Raw genomic sequence first — 17,122 nt, 5'->3', positions numbered from 1 at the left:
GACAAGATAGGCCGGCCACCTCCGGGTCACAAGCCGCTGATTGCCAGACGCAGCGTCCATGCATGTGGACGACGGCGCGCGGCGTCGAAGGGCCTCAGGCGAAGTGCGAAGGGTGGTCGAAGGCCGTGATGACCGGGATTTCCACCGCCAGGAAGTCCACCAGCGAACGCACCGCGGGCAGTAGTCCGGTGCGAAAGGGAATGAGTGCGGAAATGCGCGCATCCGCCGCCGACCAGTCGGGCAGTAGCTGCTGAAGGGCGCCGGAGCGCAGTTCCGAGCGACAGATATAGCCCGGTAGCGCGGCAATGCCCAGGCTGGCGCACGCGGCTTCCTTCAGCGCGACCATGTTGTTGCTCTGGAAGCGCGGATCGATGGGCATCACGATCTCCTCGCGGTGCGGCCCATGCAACTGCCATTGGAGCGGGCCGTTGCGCACCATCGCGACGGTTGCGTGCTGCGCGAGATCGGCTGGGCTTTCAGGAACGCCATTCTTCTTGAGATAGGCTGGACTCGCGAACAGGTACCACGGTACGTCCGCGAGCGCGCGCTGCACCAGCGTGGAGTTTTGCAGCGGGGCTGTGTGTCCGCGTATCGCTAGGTCGAAGCCTTCGCCAACGATGTCCACGTACCGGTCGGTCGCGATCTCGATCACGCGCACCTTCGGATACTGGTTGAGAAAGACAGGAAGAATCTCGCGCAGCGCGAACTGCGCGATCTCCACCGCCGTGGTCAGGCGGATCACGCCGCTGGGTTCGGTCAGGCGCTGGCGTACGGCCTCTTCGGCGACCTCGGAGCTGTGCAGCATCGCCACGGCGTACTCGTAGAACTCCTTGCCGATGTCGGTCATGCCGAACTGGCGCGAGGTCCTGTTGAGAAGCCGCACGCCCAGGTAGCTTTCGAGTTCCTGGACGCGATGGCTCAATGTCGACTTCGGAAGGCGCAGCGCCGTGCCGGCGGCCGTGAAGCCGCCACGGTCGACGACCTGCACGAAGTAGAAGACATCCTTCAGATCCAACATCGGCGGCCTGCAAAGAGCGCTGGAAAGCGGGCGGTGGTACGCCGCGCGAGGCGGCCGTACGACCCAAGCATAGCGCCAGGGGCAATCCGCGCAACGGGTGCCATCACCACTACTGCAGCCCGCTTCCCGGTTCCGTCAGGCCGCTTCGGCAACGGCTTTCGGCAGGCGCAGCGCCCGTGCGGTGAGCGCCACGCGACGCCCCTGGTAGGCGGCCACCGCGAGGTCTTCGGCCGCGGGCATCACTGAGTCCTTGTGGGAGACGTGCGTCGCGCCGTAGGGCGTGCCCGCGGCGAACATCGCCGGGTCGGCGTATCCGAGCGGGACGATGATGAGTCCGAGGTGCGCCATGGGGCCGTACAGAGAGAGCAGCGTCGCCTCGTTGCCACCGTGCCTGGAGGAGGTCGAGCCGAACACCGAGCCGACCTTTCCGTTGAGCTTGCCCTGGAACCAGAGGCCGCCCAGAGAATCGATGTAGGCCTTGAGCTCCGATGCAATGGAGCCAAAGCGCGTCGGCGTGCCGAATACGATAGCGTCTGCCCAGTCGGCGTCGGCTTCGGTCGGCGCCTCGTACTTCGCGTTCATCGCGCCGGCGCGCTCGGACCACTCGGGCACATCGCGCATGATTTCCGGAGCGACGAACTCCCGGGCGCGGCGCAGTCGCACTTCGGCCCCTTCGGCCGCCGCGCCCTGCGCGATGGCGTTGGCGAGGCGTTCGGTGGAACTGTTGCGCGAATAGAAGGCAATGAGGACTTTGGGTTTGGACATGGCTTGGCGAGTGGGCGAGTGACAAGAAGAAAAAGGCAAGCGCTTCCCCGGAGCTGCTGCTCCGGGTGGCGTCGGAGAAGGGCGGTGCGCGTTCAGACCGTGATGGGTTCCAGGCGGCCCAGCAGTTCGTCCCTGCGGGCGCGCAGCCATGGAGGAAGCTGGAATTCCGAACCGAAGTGGCCGGGCTCCTCGTCGATCGCGAAGCCGATGTCGGTGGTGGCGGCCTCGAACATCACGCCGCCGGGCATCTTGAAATACATCGAGCGGAAGTAGTTGCGGTTGACCGACTCGGACGTGTCGATGTGACCCATCGACATCAGCTTTTCCTTGATCTGCATCTGCTGCTCCACGTTGTCCACCGCGAAGGCGACGTGGTGGATGGTGCCCTCGCCGTAGATCGACGAGCCCTGCAGCCGGTCCGGCTCGTGCAGGAACTCAACGACTGTGCCAGGCGCGCCGTCGGCGGTCTCGAAGCGGTGGTGCGGGCCCGACTCGCCCGCATAGCGAAACGCCAGGGCGTCCTGCATGAAGATGATCGATTCGGCCACCTCGCGCAGCGACAGCGTGATGCTGTGCACGCCGCGGATCGCGTACTGGGCGGGAATGTCCTCGGCCGTGCACGGAGCGCGCGTGTCGCGGTCGGACGCCACCAGGTCGAACTCGATGCCACACGGGTGCTGGAAGCGCTGTCGCTGCTCGCCGAAGCGCTCGACCACGTCGGCATCGAAGGTCACGCCGTGGGCGCGAAAGCGATCGCGCCAGAAGTGAAGCGAGCCTGCCGGCACCGAGTAGTTGATCACCTTGATCTGACCCGAGCCGCGACGGCCTTTCACGCCCTTCTGCCGGAAGGGGAACGAGGTCACCAGCGTGCCAGCATCGCCCTGGGCGTTGCCGTAATAGAGGTGGTAGACGGGGTCTTCGCCGTCCAGCAGAACCGTTTTCTTGACCAGGCTCTGGCCGAGCAGCTTGACGTAGAAGTCCACGTCTTCCTGAGCGCCGCTGACGCAGGCCGTCAGGTGGTGGAAGCCTTTGATGATCGACATGAGATGAATCCTCTCTTGTTGGATGCGGATGAATGCGACTGCCGCGGTGGCGGCAGGGTGGCTCGTCACTGCTCGATGAATGACGCGAAACTCTCGACCTCGTGCTTCTGCAGGGTCATGCGGTTCTCGGGAAGGTCGTTGTCGGCCCAGCCCATCGACATGCCGGCGATCACCATTTCGTCGGCGGGGATGCCGAGCTCGGCGCGCAGCACGTGGTGCTGCAGCGACCAGATCTGCTGCGGGCAGGTGTCGAGGCCTCGGCCCTTGGCGGCCAGCATGACGTTCTGCAGGAAGCAGCCGTAGCACAGGAAGCTGGCCCACTCCAGGCGCCGGTCCATGGTGAAGATGATGCCCACCGGAGCGTCGAAGAAGAGAAACTGGCGCTCCACGTCGCGCATCCGTCCGACCTTGTCACTGCGGTGCACGCCTTGCGCATCGCCGAGCTGGCCGCGGAAGGTGTTGAATCGTGTGGAGTAAGGCTCGTGCAACGGCTGGGGAAAGAACGGGTACTCCGGCGCCAGCTTGTCGTGGTTGGCGCGGAACTCCGCCACCGCGGCCTTGGTGACGCGCTCGCGGGCCTCGCCGGTAACGACGTAGCACCGCCAGGGCTGCGTGTTGCTCGAGCTCGGCGCGTACTTGGCCACCGAGAGAATGTCCTTCACCACATCGAGCGGAACGGCGCGGTCCACGAAGCCGCGCTTGCTGCGTCGCTCCCGGATCAGGTCGTCGATGAACGGCGTCGTGTGCATGGGCGTGGGCTCCATCAAGAGGTTGGCTGACATGGCTCGTCTTTCTTGCTTTCGCTGGTGGATGGTTGGAAATCGTAGGTACGCCCCGGCTGCCCGGGAAGACCCCATTGCTTGCACATTGGGTCCCGGAATCGCGAACGATCGGGAGCCCGCGAACGCATTCAGCGGCGTTGTCCGGCCATGTGCGGACACACGGGCGGCGGGTCGCCGATGAAGGTGCGCGACGACCAGAGCTCGGGAAACGGAATCTCCTCGAGCGTGGGCACGAGCCACGCGACGCCTTCGGTGCCGAAGTAGGCCGGCCGCGCACCGAAGGTGCGGCGCGTGGCCATCAGGTGCCTGAACTTCCAGTTACAGAAGCCCTGCGCGATGTCGGCCAGCACTTCGCCGAGTTGCTGAAGCTCGGAGTGCTTGTCCGGCGCCGCGTAGATGTCGCGCCACACCTGCTCGACTTCCTTGCTCGGGGCATAGGGTTCGCTCACATCGCGTTCGAGCAACGCGCGGGGCACGTTCATTCCGCGCCGCTGCAAGTAGGCGAGCACGTCGTCGTAGAGGCTGGGCTCGGACAGCGTCTGGCGCAGCTGCGCCAAGCGCTGCGGCTGCGGCTCGAAGTGCTGCAGGTGCACGGCCTGCTTGATGCCGAACAGATAGACCATCTGCCGGTAAGTCCAGCCTTGCAGGGCGGTGTCCTGGCCATAGGTGCCGACGGCGCGTGAAAGTATGGCCAGCAGGTCGTTGGGCGTCATCCAGTCGATCGAGCGCCAGATCGCGTCCAGTGGTGCATGGTGGGCCGAGATGCGTTGCAGTGTCCTGTAGGCCTGCGGCAGATCGTCAGCACGCAGGAAGCGCTGCGCCGATTGCATCTCCTTGATGATGAGCATCCAGTAGAGTTCCGACACCTGTACATGGGTGATCCATGCATGCTCGCCGGGATGGTCGCTGACAGTGCGCTGCAGCGAATGCAGCGTGTCGGTCTGTATCCATGCGCTGTAGGGTGTCTGCCCCGCGGGCGTGGTGCCCGGCGTGGGTCGGTCCGTGGATTGCGTGGTGTTGCTCATCTTGTGCTCCTGTTTCCGTGGGGATCTGTCAGCGCATCGGGGATGCGGGGGCTTGGGTGCGAAGCCGCTGTTCCATCTGCCGCGCCACCCGCAGCAGCGCGCCGTCATGGCCCGGCCTGGCGACGATCTGCAGCGCGGAAGGCAGCTGGCCGTCGCGCGGTGCGAGGGGTATCGAGATCGCCGGAAACCCCGCGACGTTGAAAGGCGCGGTGTAGGCCATCAGCGCCTCGCGCACGGTGCCGGTCCACGCGCCGATGCGAATCGTGCTTTCATGCAGGGCCGGCGCAGTGCAGGGGCATGTCGGGAGCACGATGAAGTCGACGCGAGCCATGACTCGGTGCAGCCTGGCCGTGAAGTCTCTCCGGGTCTGATGGGCGATGGCATATTCGCCGAGCGTCATCGCCTTGGCGCGGTCGAGGCGCTCCGCGGTTTCGTGGCTGTAGTGCGCGGCAATCCGGTCCGCGTCGCTGTGCCTGAAGTGTCCGGCACCGCCTTCGGTCAGCACGATGTGCGCGAAGGCTTCGTAGGTGCCGTCAAACAGCCCTTCGGCTTCGACGTTCACGCAGGCGAAGAACTCGCCGAGTGTCGCGACGGCCGCATCGAAGGCCGATGCCACCTCCGCGCTCGCCGGCACGGGCGGCACCTCCCGGAGCACGCCCAGGCGGGCTCGGGCAAAGCCCCGGTCTGCGAGCGCATCGATGGAAAAGGCGCCGGCCAGGATGGCGATGTCGTCGACCGTCTCGCCCAGAAGTCCCGGGTGGTCCAGCGAGGGGGCCAGCGGAAATATCCCTTGCGTCGGGAGCAGGCCGTACGTGGGCTTGAAGCCTGCGACGCCGCAAAGCGCCGCCGGAATCCGCACCGATCCACCGGTGTCGGTGCCCAGTCCCGCCGCTACGGCACCATAGGCGATGGCCGCGGCCGCGCCACCACTGGATCCGCCGGGAATGCGCGTCGGGTCCAGCGGATTCAGCGTATCGCCGAAAACCGTGCTGGATGTAGTGACGCCCCACGCGAACTCGTGCGTGGTGGTCTTGCCGAGAACGATCGCGCCGCGCTCGCGAAGCGAAGTCACCAGGTCCGCATCGGCGGTGGGGACGTGGCCACGCCAGGCCGCCGAGCCGTAGCTGGTTTCGAGGCCCTGTGTGTCGATCAGGTCCTTGACGCCGACGATCAGTCCTTCGAGAGGGCGCGTGCGTCCTTCCGCGTAGCGCCGCTCGCTCTCCCGCGCGGCCCGCAGAGCCCCCTCCTCGTCGATGGCGGCGAATGCACGAAGGATGCGCTTAGAAGACTCCGCCGCGTCGAGCGCCTGCTCGACCAGGCCCGACACCGTGATGTGCCGCTCGGCCAGCGCCTGCAACGCGCGGCGAAGGCCAGGGGCGCGGGGGATGGCGCCTACAGGACGGTGATCGCTCTTGTTTGTCATGGCAGTCAGGGGCACAGGCGGAATGAGTGGTCCAACGGTTTGCAAGGCACGTGCGTGTCAATCTCCGTCATGAAAGACGTGACGATCGATGGGGCGGGAAATACAGCGGACGCGGCGGGGCGAGGCGTGCGCCGCCGTGAAGCTCAGGCCGTGGCTTCAGCCAGGCAGCTGGCCACCGAATCCATGAAGCGCGAGTGCGGCATCGAGGCGATCGAGGCCCCGATCGCTTCCTCGCACAGCGAGCGCCGCTTGCAAAGCACTTCGAAGTAGCGAGCGACGCCGGGCAGGGCGTCCCACAGCGAGGAGAGTCCCAGGTAGTTGATGCGTACGAGGTTGACGCCCCACAGTACGTCCGCGAGCGAGAAGGGGTGGCCGTTGATGCAGCCGAAAGAGCCCTTGCCCAGGTCGAGCTCGAGGTTCTCCAGCAACTGGCTGACGCGATGGCGCGCGGCACGCTGGAACTCCGGATCGTGGCACACCTGCTTGCCGCCGATTTCCTTCGCGATCTTGGCGCGATAGGCGGCCACCAACTCGGGATCGCCGGCGTTGTCGGCGATCAGCCGCTCGAGCGCGATGACCTTGTAGTGATAGACCGTCCGCATCGAGGTCTTGAGCGCTTCGGGCCGGAGGTCGGCGTCGGGATGGAAGCCGTAGAGCAGCGCCCCGTTGGGGATCCGGTCGACGATGCCGACCTGACGCATCACCTCCTCGCGCGAAGCGGGCTCATCGGGAATCAGTTGCACCGGCTGGCGGTCCACAGCATCGAGGTAGCAGCAGATGCGCTGCGAATCGGCGACCACCCGGCCCTCTTGATGGTCGACCAGCAGCGGCACGACGCAGGGATCGAAGCCTTCCGACTCCACGGAGGTGCGCCCGCTATACCCGGAGACGAAACTTCGGCCCAACTCCCTTGCTGCGATCAGCCGCAGTCGGATGTAGGCGGGGCTGTAGTGCTCGGCCGGCACCAGTCCGGTGGGCTCCATCGAACCCAGGATGCGCATGTCGTTGGAACGGTAGGAAAGCGCCTTCTCGTTGAGTACCGTGCGGACCTTCTGCGAGCACAGGGAGCTTGCCGCATGGAACAGTTCGAACCGTGGATCCGGGCTGTCGCCCACGACAGTGATTCGGTTCGGGTCGAGCACGGCAGCGCGTGCGGCGGCGGCCATTTCCATCAGCGGTTCGGTGTTCGTCATCACGTTCCTCTTGGCGGCCTGTGAGGCAGGCGCAGCAACTATCGATCGGCGGGGTTGCGTTCAACAACGCGTTGAACGCAATCAAATCGTAGGCAGCTTGGTCAGAGGTGAGAAGGCGGCAAAGCTTGCACGCTCGGTCCCTGAAATCCGAACGATGGCGGCGCTCAGGCGCTGGACGAGGTGCTCTCCCCGTGAAGCAGAGGTACCCATCCAGGTTGGGCCTGCACGCGTGCCACCCATGCCTCGATGCCGGAGAATCGCGCCATCGCGTAGCCTCCTTGCTCGGCGAGCGACACATAGGCCGAAGCCGCGAGGTCGGCGATGGTGTAGCTGTCACCAGCAAGCCAGGTGTGATCGAGAAGCCATTCGTCCAGCTTCTCCAGTGCGGGGTATCCATCGGCGTGATAGCGCACGATGTCCTGCATCCGGTCGTTCGCGAGTCCGTGCAAGTGGAGCACGCGTGCTGTAGCAATACTTTTCTGAAGATCGGCCTGCTCGAAGAAGAGCCAGCTCATCACTTCCGTTCGGAGGTGTGGATCATCTGGCAGATAGGGCGTGCCGTTGGCGAGATGCACCAGGATGGCGCCTGATTCCACGATGGGGCGGCCATCCTCCAGCAAGAGCACGGGCACTCGAGCAAAACGGCTGATCCGTCGAAACGAAGGATCGCGCGTTTCGCCTTTGCGGATGTCGAGCGTGACACGCTCGTAGGGCAGTCCAAGCTGGCTCAGGAGGATGCGGACCTTCCATGAGTTGCCGGACAGGCGACTGTCATAGAGACGCAGCATGGTGGACTCCAACGGATGGGCGCACGATGAATTGCACTCGATTCTCCCTCCAATGTGCAGCCCCTGCAAAAAGGGGGAGGCGGTTGCCATACCAACGGCTGAAGTGCGAGCGGTAGCGAGTCCTTAATGTGTTTCCAGACGACGCACTGCATGTGTCCGTCTGCCAAGCAAAGGGCTTGCCACTCATCAAGGCGCCCCGTTTTTCATTGCCCGTCCCAAAAGGAATATCCAATATGAACCAACCCCGACTACCCTGGACCGAGATCTCTGCCAAGTCCTATCAAGCGATGGCGGGCGTCAACGTCTCGATCGCGAAGTCCTCGCTCGGTCATTCGCTCATGGAACTCGTGCAGACGCGCGTCTCCCAGATCAACGGCTGCGCCTTCTGCCTCGACATGCACGCGCGCGACCTGCGCAAGCACGGCGAAACCTGGCAGCGCCTGAACAGCCTGTCGACCTGGCGCGAGACCAGCTTCTACAACGAGCGCGAGCGCGCGGCACTGGCCTGGGCCGAGGAACTGACGCGCCTTGCCGACCAGCACGGTGACCAGGACACGGCCTTCGAAGCGCTCAAGAAGCAGTTCAGCGACCAGGAGATCGTCGAGTTGAGCTGGACGATCGCCGCGATCAATGCGTGGAACCGCATGGCCGTCGGCATGCGCACGCCTCCGTCGACACAGCCGCTCGAATAAGCGAAAAAGCCGCCGGCGTGTCGTGCACACGCCAGCGGCTTTTTTATTCAGGAAAAGAAGTGGGAGAGGACCAGGGCCATCGCAGCCACGTACCGCCGTGCGCGGTGAATCTCAGCCGCTCTTCAGGTGTTGGGCCAGGAACGCCTGGGTCCTGCCGTTCGCGAGGCCTGCAGCCCGCGCGTCATAGGCGGTGCCGCAGTGTCGCGCGAAGGCGTGACGGCATCCCGGATAGCTGTGGAGCTGCACCTGCGGACTCTTTCCCAGGGCTGCGACGATCTGCCTGCGTGCGTCGGGCGGGATGTACTCGTCTTCTTCCGCGAGATGCACCATCAGCGGGCTGCCGATGCCGCCTGCCTCCTCGAGGTGCTTGTCGGCGTTGCCGGGATAGTAGGCCACCGCGACATCGGCGGCTGCGCGAGCAGTGGTCAGGTAGCTCATGAGGCCGCCGAGGCAGTAGCCGACGAGACCGACCCGGTGGTTCGACTCAGGCAGCGCGCGGGCGGTTGCGATGGCGGCGGCAATGTCGCGCACGCCGGCATCGAGGTCAAAGGCGTTGTAGAGCGCCATGGCTTTCGCCAGCTCGGCTTCCGTGCGGTCGGTCATGTCGATGCCCGGCTCGATGCGCCAGAACAGGTCGGGACAGATCGCCAGGTAGCCCTGCGCGGCGAGTTCGTCGCACGACTGCCGCATGTCGGCGTTGACGCCGAAGACTTCATGGATCACGACGATGGCCGGCGCGGTTGCGCCTGTGCCCGCGCTTGCGGGACGGGCGACATACGCCGAGAAGGAGCCCTCGCCGGTAACGATGCGGAGTGTTTCTTGCATGATCGGTTCAGGCGCTGAGCCAGAAGGCGAGGTTGCTGGCGTACTGCTTGGTCGAGCGCAATGCCTCGGGGAACAGCGCCATGCCGTCGCCGGGCGACTCGGCCACGAAGGTCGGGCAGCCGCAGGCGGGATCCCAGTTGTAGTCGGCGAAATGATGGAAGGTCGACTGCGCGATGGCGCGACCGCCATGTTCCGAGCGCTCGAACGCCACGGCGATGTTGAAGCGTCGGCCCGAGACGAGGCTCTGTCCTTCGACGACCACCCGACCCGTCGAATCATCCGCCGGCACTCCGACCACCCCTTCGTGCGGGTGCGAGGGAAGGTATTGGATGACGCCGGTCGAGGACTGCCGGTCGCGCATGACGGGGTGAATGCTGCCGACCGAGCGAACACGCTGGAAATCGCCGTTGGCGCCCGAGTGGTAGTTGGGCCAGGAGATGTTCGTGGCGTAGGTGTCGTCGACGCAGTGCCGGCTCTCGTCGGGTTCTCGATTGTGGCTGTGGAAGTAGTGGGCGGCCCCGATGCCGCCCAGATTGCAGATGGAGCTTCCCACGTCCATGTGGTCCCGGGTCACCATGAGCGCGCCACCAAGGCGGCGAAACCGGCTGATTCCCATGCAGTCTGCGTCGGTCAACCCGTCGCCCCCATCTACCGCAAAAAGCCAGAGTTGGTCCACGTCCGATTCGTCCAGGGTCGACAGCACCGGGTCCGGCGTGCCGCGTTGGGTGCGGTTGCGGGCGGTCACCCGGAAGGCAAGGCCGCCGTCTTTGTCTCTCAGTGCGGCGAGGAATGAAGCCAGCCGGCTGAAGCGCGAGATGTCCCAGTCATCGGGCTGTTCTTCGATCGTGGTCTGCAGTAGGAGGTTCAGCATGGCGAAGGGGTTGGATGACAGTGTTCAGCTGCGCAGGAAGGCAAGAAGGTCCGCGTTGACCTTGTCCTGCATCGTCGCGGTGAGTCCGTGCGGTGCGCCGGGATAGTAGATTTCCCTGGCGCCCTTGATGAGCTTTGCGGACTTCCTGGCGGAGTCGTGCACCGGAACGATCTGGTCGTCCTCGCCGTGCATGATCAGGGTGGGGATGTCGAACTTCTTCAGATCCTCGGTGAAGTCGGTTTCCGAGAAGGCTTTCACGCACTCGTAGGCGTTCTTCTGGCCGCTTTGCATGCTCCAGAGCCAGAACTGGTCGAGCACACCCTGCGACACTTTGGCGCCGCTGCGGTTGGCGCCGTAGAAGGCCACAGCCAGGTCCTTGTAGTACTGGGAACGGTCTCCCGCCACGCCCGCTCGGATGCCGTCGAATACCTCGATCGACAGACCCTCCGGATTCGACGCCGACTTCACCATGACCGGCGGTACCGCGCCGATGAGCACCGCTTTGGCCACGCGCTTCGAACCGTGGCGGCCGATGTAGCGGGCCACCTCGCCGCCGCCGGTGGAGTGGCCGACCATCGAGACGTTCTTCAGGTCGAGCGCGTTGAACACTTCGGCCAGGTCGTCGGCATAGCCGTTCATGTCATTGCCCGACGACGATTGCGTCGAGCGGCCGTGGCCGCGGCGGTCGTGCGCGATGACGCGAAAGCCGTTGCGCGCCAGGAAGTGCATCTGCCCGTCCCACGCGTCGGCATTGAGGGGCCAGCCATGCGAGAACGTGACCACCGGGCCGCTGCCCCAGTCCTTGTAGTAGATGCGCGTGCCGTCCTTCATCGTGACGGTGTCGCTGCTCATCCTCGGGCTGCGGTTGCCGGAACTGGGGCCGCCCGAGGCGGCGCCGTGCACGCCTATCGCGAGCGTGCCGGTGGCAACGGCCGCACTGGATGCGATCAGGTTTCTGCGCGAGGGGTTCTGAGGTGTGGTCATGATTTCCTTTGAGACGGGGTGGAGATTCGGATTACGAACACGGCGCACCTGTGTCGCGCGAGTGCCGTGAGACGGAAGTCATCGTAGGTTCGGCATTCACGCGGCGGTAGATTCGCGAAGGGATGCACGCTGTTGCTGGGCGCGCACCAATATGCGTTCGGAGACGGCGGTGCACGCTCAGGCCGGTGCGTCGAGGTCCGTGAGGCATTGGAGGTCCGCCGCGCGGATGCGTGTCGTCATGAAGTCGATGAAGACGCGCATGCGTGAGGGAAGATGCTGCCGGCTCAGGTAGCAGATGTAGTGTCCGTGATCGTCGGGGACATGCTGCGTCAGGCAGGTCACCAGCGAGCCCTTGCGCAGCGGCTCGCAGATCAGGTATCCCGCCATCTGCGCAATGCCGTGTCCATCGAGCACGGCCTGGAGCACCAGGTCTGCATCGTTGTAGGTGAGCTTCGACGTCGGCGCGAACCTGCGGAGCACTCCGTCTGCCTTGAACTCCCACTCGGAAACGCGACCCGAGGCGGTGCGAAAGTTGATGCACTGGTGGCCCATCAGCTCGTCCAGTGAGGTCGGCAGGCCATGCGCATCCCGGTAGCCCGGCGAGGCGCAGACCAGCAGTTGCATGGGGATGATCTGCTTGGCGATGATCTGTGCGTCTTCCATGCGGCCGTTGCGGAATGCGATGTCCACGCGGTCCGATGTGAAGTCGGTCGGCTTGTCGTTGAGCAGCAAGTCGATCGATACCTCCGGGTACGCGGCAAGGAAATCGCCAAGCAAAGGGGCGACCACGCGCCGGCCGAAGCCGACGGACGAGCTGATGCGCAAGTGCCCGCGGGGCGGGCCCTCGCGCAGGTCGCGCATCTCTTCGACGGCCTGCACGATCCGGTCGACTCCAGTGTGGCAGTTGGCATAGAAGAGATCGCCTTCCCGCGTCAGCGAGGTGCTTCGCGTGGTCCGGGTAAAGAGCCTGACATTGAGCTGATCCTCCAGCTTCTGAACGCTGCGGCTCACCGCGGAACGCCCGATGCCCAGCCGGTCCGCTGCGCGGGCAAAACTGCCTTCAGTCACGACGGCGATGAAGGCCACGACACCCGCATAGCTGGTCGCGAAGCTCGAAGCCAGCGGGTCCGCACGCGGCGTGAGGGGGATGGAAGTGGGGCAGGGCAGGGAAGAATTCGTCATTTGCAGCATCTCGGTGGCATGAAGGCCGTGGGGACGGCCTTCTCACAACGAGCACTCTGCGCGCGACAGCAAACAAGGACTAGTTAATGCCTGTCAATGTTTGTTATGACCGGTCCGTGCATCACCTCCCGAGCCGCTCGGCAGGGCGGGCGAGCCTCTAGAACTTCAGCAATGAGGCCAGCGCGGCCAGCTTTTCCGGGTTTCTCTGGGCCTGGATCCGGGTGATTCCCGCGCCGTCGGTCTCCACCGACTGCACGGACTCGAGCACGCCGTCGATGAAGCGCAGGAACCCCCATTCGCCGTTGATCGGTGCGATCCGCATGCGCACCTTGTCGCCGTACCGCCTGCTGGTCGCGAAATAGAGCTGCGCGATGCGGTCGCGGCCCTTGAGCGGAGCGTCGAAGCTCGGCACTTTGCCGCCCCCGTCGCCGATGAACTCTGCGTCGTCCGACAGCAGGGAGCGCAACGCGGCGAAGTCCCCGCGCTGCGCCGCCTCGGAAAATTCCTTCAGCAGGCGGATGTGCTCCTCCGGCGCGACCCGGAAACGCTTGCGCTTCTCGAGGATCTGGAGCTTCGCCCGGTGCACGAGCTGGCGGCTGGCGGCTTCGGTCTTGCCCAGGATGTGGGCAATGTCGCCGTAGCTGGCGCCGAAGACCTCGCGCATCAGGAATGCCGCGCGACTCTCCGGCGAGAGCCGCTCCAGCACGGTGAGAAAGGCGATCGAGATGTTCTCCGCCTTCTCCAGCATCTGCTCCGGCGAGGGCGAGTTGTCGGACATCACCGGTTCGGGCAGCCACATGCCAATGTAGTGCTCGCGCTCCACCTTCGCGCTGCGCAGCCGGTCGATCGCCAGATGGGTGACGGTCGACACCAGCCACGCTTCCTCGTTGTCGATGGCACCGTTCGCCTGACGCCTGCGCAGCCAGGCGTCCTGCACAACGTCTTCGGCTTCCTCGGTCGAACCGAGCATCCGGTAGGCGATGCCATGCAGCCGTGGCCGCAGGCTGTCGAAGACGTTGCTGATCTCGTTGGTGCCTTCTGTGTTGTTCATGACCTTGTGTCTGGTTGGTTCTTGCGGGGAAGCCCCGTGCCACAGAAGACGTGCCGAGCCCTGCGCCTGTGACGGCCCGCTTGTCACTTCGTAGGGACTCCACAGATGCTGCAAGCGTAGGAGCCCAGTGCCGATGCGGCCAGCCTGTGTTGGCGAGAGCTTCTTCTGCTACTTTTGGGGGGTGCGGTTCAAGGCGGAGCCCGACCCGGAGCGAGCGGCGCTCAAGTAGAGCGCCTTCGCCTCGCTGTCCATGCCAAGGCGCTCGCTGCGTGGCTCGGCGCGCAAAGTGCGGCGAGCGGTCAGCGCGAGGCGCAGCCCGGCGACCGTCTTCGCATCGGCACCCGGCAGCCGCTCGACGCGGTCGATGGTGGTGAGCACACGGTCTCGATACTCCTCGGCCTGCGAAGCCTGAAACCACAGCGGGGCGGACGCGACGGCGAGCGCCACGCCGACCTCCGTATCGGTCGCCGCGTCAGCCTCGGTGCCGCCAGGCTGCTCAAGCCAGGCGTCGAGGGCGGTCCGCACGTCGTCCAGGTGATGGGCGTATCGCTCGATCCACGCATCGATGTCGAGCCTGGACAGCTGCGCCGTGGCTTCGTCCATGAGGCTGCGCATGAGCTCGGCGTGCCGTCGCCCCAGTGCGGGCGATTCGCCGGTCCGTGATAGCAGATTGGCCGCGTAGCTCCTCGTCGTGCCGAGCAGGCGATAGGGCGCAATCGCATCGCTGTTGTCGAAGGAGACCAGCGACTTGTTGGCCAGCGAGATCAAGGCATCGAAGGCGGATTCGGTGTCCATGTCGCTCTCGGCGAGGCTCAGCGCGGAATTCAGGTCGAACCGGCCTCGAAAGACCGACAGGATGCGAAAGAGCCTGAGCTCCTGCGGGTTCAGCAGCGCGATGCTCCAGTCGAGGGCCGCGGCAAGCGTTCGATGCCGTGCGAGCACCGTCGCGTTGCCGGCGGAGTAGAGCCGCATGTGGTCGTTCAGCCGCGACGCGAGGTCGTTGATCGATTGCACGCCCAGCCTTGCCGCCACCAGTTCGATGGCCAGCGGGATGCCATCGACCTGCCGTGCAATCCGCGCAAGAAGCGCGCCGTCCGAATCGCCGAACTGGCGCGCGCCGGCGGCCTGCGCCCGCTCCACCAGCAGTTCGACCGCCGCAGAGCGCATTGCCTGGGCCAACGTCAACCGGTCCGTCTCGGGCACGACGAGCGGCGCCAGTCGCAGCACGCGTTCGCCTTCCATGCGGAAAGCCTCCCGGCTCGTAGCGAGGATGCGCAGCTTAGGCAGCGCAGCGAGCAGTCCGGCGATCAGGGGCGCGAGTGCGTCCACCACGTGCTCGCAGTTGTCGATCAGCAGCAGCACATCGCGCCCTTCGAGCTGCCGGTGAATTGCACGCATTGTGTCGGGTGCGTCGGACGGCACACCCAGCGCCCGCGCCAAGGCTCCCGCCACGTGGTCCTCACCGATCAGGGGCGAAAGGTCGACGAAGGCGATCTGCATGCCCGTTCGGGCCTGATGGCATTCCGCAGCGCGGATGGCGAGACGCGTCTTGCCGATGCCGCCAGGGCCCGCGAGGGTGACGATGCGGCTGGTGTCCATGGCCGTCAGCAGGCGCTTCAGTTCGGCTTCCCGGCCGATCAGTCGGGTCAGCCGCGTCGGCAGCTTCGTGAACGCGGGGGCGGCGGACTGGGATGCAAAGGACGCCGCGATCGCCATCGAGAGCGTTCCGGGGCGGGTGGTGTCGGTGCATTCGCGCAGGACCTTGCCGTTGAGCCGATAGCCCTGCAGCGGAATGTTCGAGATCCATTCGACGCAGTCGTCGCCGGCGCCCGGTCGGCCCAGGGCCTTGCGAAGCATGGACATCTGCACGCGAACACTGGCATCCTCGACAACCACGCCAGCCCAGACGGTAGCGAGCAGCTCATCCTTGCCGAGCACCTTGCCGGCGTGCTTGACCAGCTGGAGCAGCAGTTCGAAGGAGCGGAAGCCCAGCCGAACGGCCTCGCCGGCACGTTCGAGCCGGCGCTGTGTTTCGTACACGACGAACGGACCGAAGCGCCATAGGACTTCGGCGGTCGCCTGTGGCGGGCAGGCAGGCAGTGATGACATGCGGATCTCCGTCAGCAAGGGTGGCGGGCAAGGCCGCATGCGATGGCTCGGCGTGCGTTCATGGTCAATTCGGTAGGGGTCTTGTTCTGCAAATCGGATCCATCGAGGGGTCCGCTGCCATTTCCCCTTGTCCAGGCCAGGTCGCTGGAGGGCTGCATGTCGGCCGGACACGCGTTCGCGCCTCCATACCAAAGACGTTCGAGCCGGGTGTTTTGTGACAGGTTTTTTTCCCGGCCCTTGCGTGGCTGCTTCGCCGGAGCGATCCGGCTAGTCATCGTAGGTCTGGCCGGGCCATGTTCGATCGGCCCTGTGTCGGACGATGCATCCAGAAACGGCTAACGATGCCGACCCCGTGTTCGTGGTGGGTCGGCATTGGTGTCTGCCCGACAACATCGTGGGCCGCGGCACATGCCTTCCAGCGGCGGCGTTGGGCTCCTACGATCGCGCCGCTCGCAACGCCTTCAGTCGACTTCCGAACGGATGACCCATGACTCCTTCTTCCATGCCCAGCGTGCACCCGCTTGCCGCTGCCTGCTTCCTCGCACGTCCGCAGCGAACATGAGTGCCCTGACCAAACCCGATCACCAAGGCGCCTCGGCAGCGATCCTCGATCCTCGCGCGGCCCTGCACTTGCGCTGCGCGACCCGGGACCGGGCCCTGGCCGTGGTGTCGCACGAACTCAAGCAGCCCCTGAACATCATTCAGATGAACGCAGGGCTCCTGCAACGATTGCCCGCGTCGACCGTGTCGGGGCACATCCGCGGTATCGCCGAATCGATCCAGCGCGCCATCGAGAGCCAAACCCGGATCATCAATGACTTGCTCGATTTCTCACGGGTGCGTACCGGCAAGCTCGCACTGCACTGCGCGAAGGTGGACCTCGGCGAGTTGGTGCCGCGCCTAGTTGCTGCGCTGGACGCCAGCTGGCGCGGTGGCCGTATCCGCACGGAGGTGCAGGCCAGCGATCCGATCCATTGCCATGCCGACGCGGTACGGCTTGAGCAGATCGTCGGCAACCTGCTGGACAACGCCATGAAGTTCTCGCCCGAAGGGGCCGAGATCGTCGTACGTCTCCGCGCAGAGGACGGCTTCGCCCGCATCTGCGTCGAGGACCGCGGCTGCGGCATCGCGCCCGAATTCCTGCCGCACGTCTTCGGCCTGTTCAGCCAAGGTGGTTCCGCCGCCGATGGTTCTCATGGCGGTTTCGGCATCGGCCTCGCACTGGTTCACGGCTTGACAGTCGCGCATGGCGGCTTCGTCAAGGCGACGTCGGCGGGCCTCGGCCATGGCGCCGAATTCAACGTGTGGATTCCCCTTCATCGCCGCTCCCGTTCCTGAACGACCCGAATTTCCGACCCGCGCCCCGGCGCT

General features: G+C 65.3%; 16 protein-coding genes. 2 read left to right on the top strand and 14 right to left on the bottom strand.

Annotation, left to right across the window (positions count from 1 at the left end; translation table 11 throughout):
• Positions 1-94: 94 nt before the first annotated feature.
• The 8 genes from BLV60_RS29855 to BLV60_RS29820 form a co-directional block, all read right to left on the bottom strand.
• Positions 95-1,018 carry a LysR substrate-binding domain-containing protein gene (locus BLV60_RS29855; RefSeq protein ID WP_093058925.1) on the bottom strand — a complete coding sequence of 308 codons (924 nt, stop codon included), beginning with the start codon at positions 1,016-1,018 and terminating at the stop codon, positions 95-97.
• Between the two features lie 135 nt (positions 1,019-1,153).
• Positions 1,154-1,783 carry an NAD(P)H:quinone oxidoreductase gene (gene wrbA, locus BLV60_RS29850; RefSeq protein WP_093058924.1) on the bottom strand — a complete coding sequence of 210 codons (630 nt, stop codon included), beginning with the start codon at positions 1,781-1,783 and terminating at the stop codon, positions 1,154-1,156.
• Between the two features lie 92 nt (positions 1,784-1,875).
• Positions 1,876-2,826, bottom strand: coding sequence for a ring-cleaving dioxygenase (locus tag BLV60_RS29845; protein ID WP_093058923.1), 951 nt, complete (start codon positions 2,824-2,826; stop codon positions 1,876-1,878).
• A gap of 65 nt (positions 2,827-2,891) precedes the next feature.
• On the bottom strand, positions 2,892-3,575 hold the full coding sequence (locus BLV60_RS29840; protein ID WP_093058969.1) for a nitroreductase: 684 nt from the start codon (positions 3,573-3,575) through the stop codon (positions 2,892-2,894).
• A 161-nt stretch (positions 3,576-3,736) separates the two neighbouring features.
• Positions 3,737-4,633, bottom strand: coding sequence for a tryptophan 2,3-dioxygenase (locus BLV60_RS29835; protein WP_093058922.1), 897 nt, complete (start codon positions 4,631-4,633; stop codon positions 3,737-3,739).
• A gap of 28 nt (positions 4,634-4,661) precedes the next feature.
• A complete protein-coding gene (locus BLV60_RS29830; RefSeq protein WP_093058921.1) occupies positions 4,662-6,056 on the bottom strand; it encodes an amidase in 1,395 nt (464 codons plus the stop codon).
• Between the two features lie 143 nt (positions 6,057-6,199).
• The gene (locus BLV60_RS29825) at positions 6,200-7,249 is read right to left on the bottom strand and encodes a glutathione S-transferase family protein (RefSeq protein WP_093058920.1); all 1,050 of its coding nucleotides are present in this window, start codon (positions 7,247-7,249) and stop codon (positions 6,200-6,202) included.
• A 164-nt stretch (positions 7,250-7,413) separates the two neighbouring features.
• Entirely contained in the window at positions 7,414-8,037 is a 624-nt protein-coding gene (locus BLV60_RS29820) for a glutathione S-transferase family protein (protein ID WP_093058968.1), read from the bottom strand.
• A gap of 233 nt (positions 8,038-8,270) precedes the next feature.
• On the opposite strand from BLV60_RS29820, the gene BLV60_RS29815 reads away from it, so the two are divergent.
• Positions 8,271-8,729, top strand: coding sequence for a carboxymuconolactone decarboxylase family protein (locus tag BLV60_RS29815; protein ID WP_093058919.1), 459 nt, complete (start codon positions 8,271-8,273; stop codon positions 8,727-8,729).
• 111 nt (positions 8,730-8,840) lie between these two features.
• Here BLV60_RS29815 and BLV60_RS29810 read toward each other — a convergent pair whose 3' ends face one another.
• The 6 genes from BLV60_RS29810 to BLV60_RS29785 all read right to left on the bottom strand — a co-directional run bounded on the left by BLV60_RS29810 (position 8,841) and on the right by BLV60_RS29785 (position 15,751).
• Positions 8,841-9,554: a dienelactone hydrolase family protein gene (locus BLV60_RS29810; protein WP_093058918.1), complete on the bottom strand. Its 714-nt coding sequence runs from the start codon at positions 9,552-9,554 to the stop codon at positions 8,841-8,843.
• Positions 9,555-9,561: 7 nt separating this feature from the next.
• Positions 9,562-10,425, bottom strand: a complete 864-nt coding sequence (locus BLV60_RS29805; protein WP_093058917.1) for a hypothetical protein — start codon at positions 10,423-10,425, stop codon at positions 9,562-9,564.
• 24 nt (positions 10,426-10,449) lie between these two features.
• Positions 10,450-11,409 (bottom strand): alpha/beta fold hydrolase, encoded by a 960-nt coding sequence (locus tag BLV60_RS29800; RefSeq protein ID WP_093058916.1) that lies wholly within the window; start codon positions 11,407-11,409, stop codon positions 10,450-10,452.
• A gap of 177 nt (positions 11,410-11,586) precedes the next feature.
• Positions 11,587-12,591, bottom strand: coding sequence for a LysR family transcriptional regulator (locus tag BLV60_RS29795; RefSeq protein WP_093058967.1), 1,005 nt, complete (start codon positions 12,589-12,591; stop codon positions 11,587-11,589).
• A 157-nt stretch (positions 12,592-12,748) separates the two neighbouring features.
• On the bottom strand, positions 12,749-13,642 hold the full coding sequence (locus BLV60_RS29790) for an RNA polymerase sigma-70 factor (protein WP_093058915.1): 894 nt from the start codon (positions 13,640-13,642) through the stop codon (positions 12,749-12,751).
• A 168-nt stretch (positions 13,643-13,810) separates the two neighbouring features.
• Positions 13,811-15,751, bottom strand: a complete 1,941-nt coding sequence (locus BLV60_RS29785) for an ATP-binding protein (protein ID WP_093058966.1) — start codon at positions 15,749-15,751, stop codon at positions 13,811-13,813.
• Positions 15,752-16,309: 558 nt separating this feature from the next.
• Here BLV60_RS29785 and BLV60_RS29780 point away from each other — a divergent pair.
• Positions 16,310-17,089: a sensor histidine kinase gene (locus BLV60_RS29780; RefSeq protein ID WP_176929002.1), complete on the top strand. Its 780-nt coding sequence runs from the start codon at positions 16,310-16,312 to the stop codon at positions 17,087-17,089.
• Positions 17,090-17,122 lie beyond the last annotated feature (33 nt).

Origin of the sequence: Variovorax sp. YR634, from assembly GCF_900106655.1 — a bacterium.
Taxonomy (GTDB): Bacteria; Pseudomonadota; Gammaproteobacteria; order Burkholderiales; family Burkholderiaceae_C; genus Variovorax.
The sequence above is the reverse complement of the archived record's forward strand: the minus strand, read 5'-3'. Positions and strand labels throughout refer to the sequence as shown.

Bases quoted from the DNA above. Each gene is read 5' to 3' on its own strand.
- BLV60_RS29785 (WP_093058966.1), bottom strand. From the start codon at position 15,751: ATGTCATCACTGCCTGCCTGCCCGCCACAGGCGACCGCCGAAGTCCTA.
- BLV60_RS29800 (WP_093058916.1), bottom strand. From the start codon at position 11,409: ATGACCACACCTCAGAACCCCTCGCGCAGAAACCTGATCGCATCCAGT.
- BLV60_RS29795 (WP_093058967.1), bottom strand. From the start codon at position 12,591: ATGACGAATTCTTCCCTGCCCTGCCCCACTTCCATCCCCCTCACGCCG.
- BLV60_RS29840 (WP_093058969.1), bottom strand. From the start codon at position 3,575: ATGCACACGACGCCGTTCATCGACGACCTGATCCGGGAGCGACGCAGC.
- BLV60_RS29825 (WP_093058920.1), bottom strand. From the start codon at position 7,249: ATGACGAACACCGAACCGCTGATGGAAATGGCCGCCGCCGCACGCGCT.
- BLV60_RS29835 (WP_093058922.1), bottom strand. From the start codon at position 4,633: ATGAGCAACACCACGCAATCCACGGACCGACCCACGCCGGGCACCACG.
- BLV60_RS29820 (WP_093058968.1), bottom strand. From the start codon at position 8,037: ATGCTGCGTCTCTATGACAGTCGCCTGTCCGGCAACTCATGGAAGGTC.
- BLV60_RS29830 (WP_093058921.1), bottom strand. From the start codon at position 6,056: ATGACAAACAAGAGCGATCACCGTCCTGTAGGCGCCATCCCCCGCGCC.
- BLV60_RS29815 (WP_093058919.1), top strand. From the start codon at position 8,271: ATGAACCAACCCCGACTACCCTGGACCGAGATCTCTGCCAAGTCCTAT.
- BLV60_RS29780 (WP_176929002.1), top strand. From the start codon at position 16,310: ATGAGTGCCCTGACCAAACCCGATCACCAAGGCGCCTCGGCAGCGATC.
- wrbA (WP_093058924.1), bottom strand. From the start codon at position 1,783: ATGTCCAAACCCAAAGTCCTCATTGCCTTCTATTCGCGCAACAGTTCC.
- BLV60_RS29805 (WP_093058917.1), bottom strand. From the start codon at position 10,425: ATGCTGAACCTCCTACTGCAGACCACGATCGAAGAACAGCCCGATGAC.
- BLV60_RS29845 (WP_093058923.1), bottom strand. From the start codon at position 2,826: ATGTCGATCATCAAAGGCTTCCACCACCTGACGGCCTGCGTCAGCGGC.
- BLV60_RS29790 (WP_093058915.1), bottom strand. From the start codon at position 13,642: ATGAACAACACAGAAGGCACCAACGAGATCAGCAACGTCTTCGACAGC.
- BLV60_RS29810 (WP_093058918.1), bottom strand. From the start codon at position 9,554: ATGCAAGAAACACTCCGCATCGTTACCGGCGAGGGCTCCTTCTCGGCG.
- BLV60_RS29855 (WP_093058925.1), bottom strand. From the start codon at position 1,018: ATGTTGGATCTGAAGGATGTCTTCTACTTCGTGCAGGTCGTCGACCGT.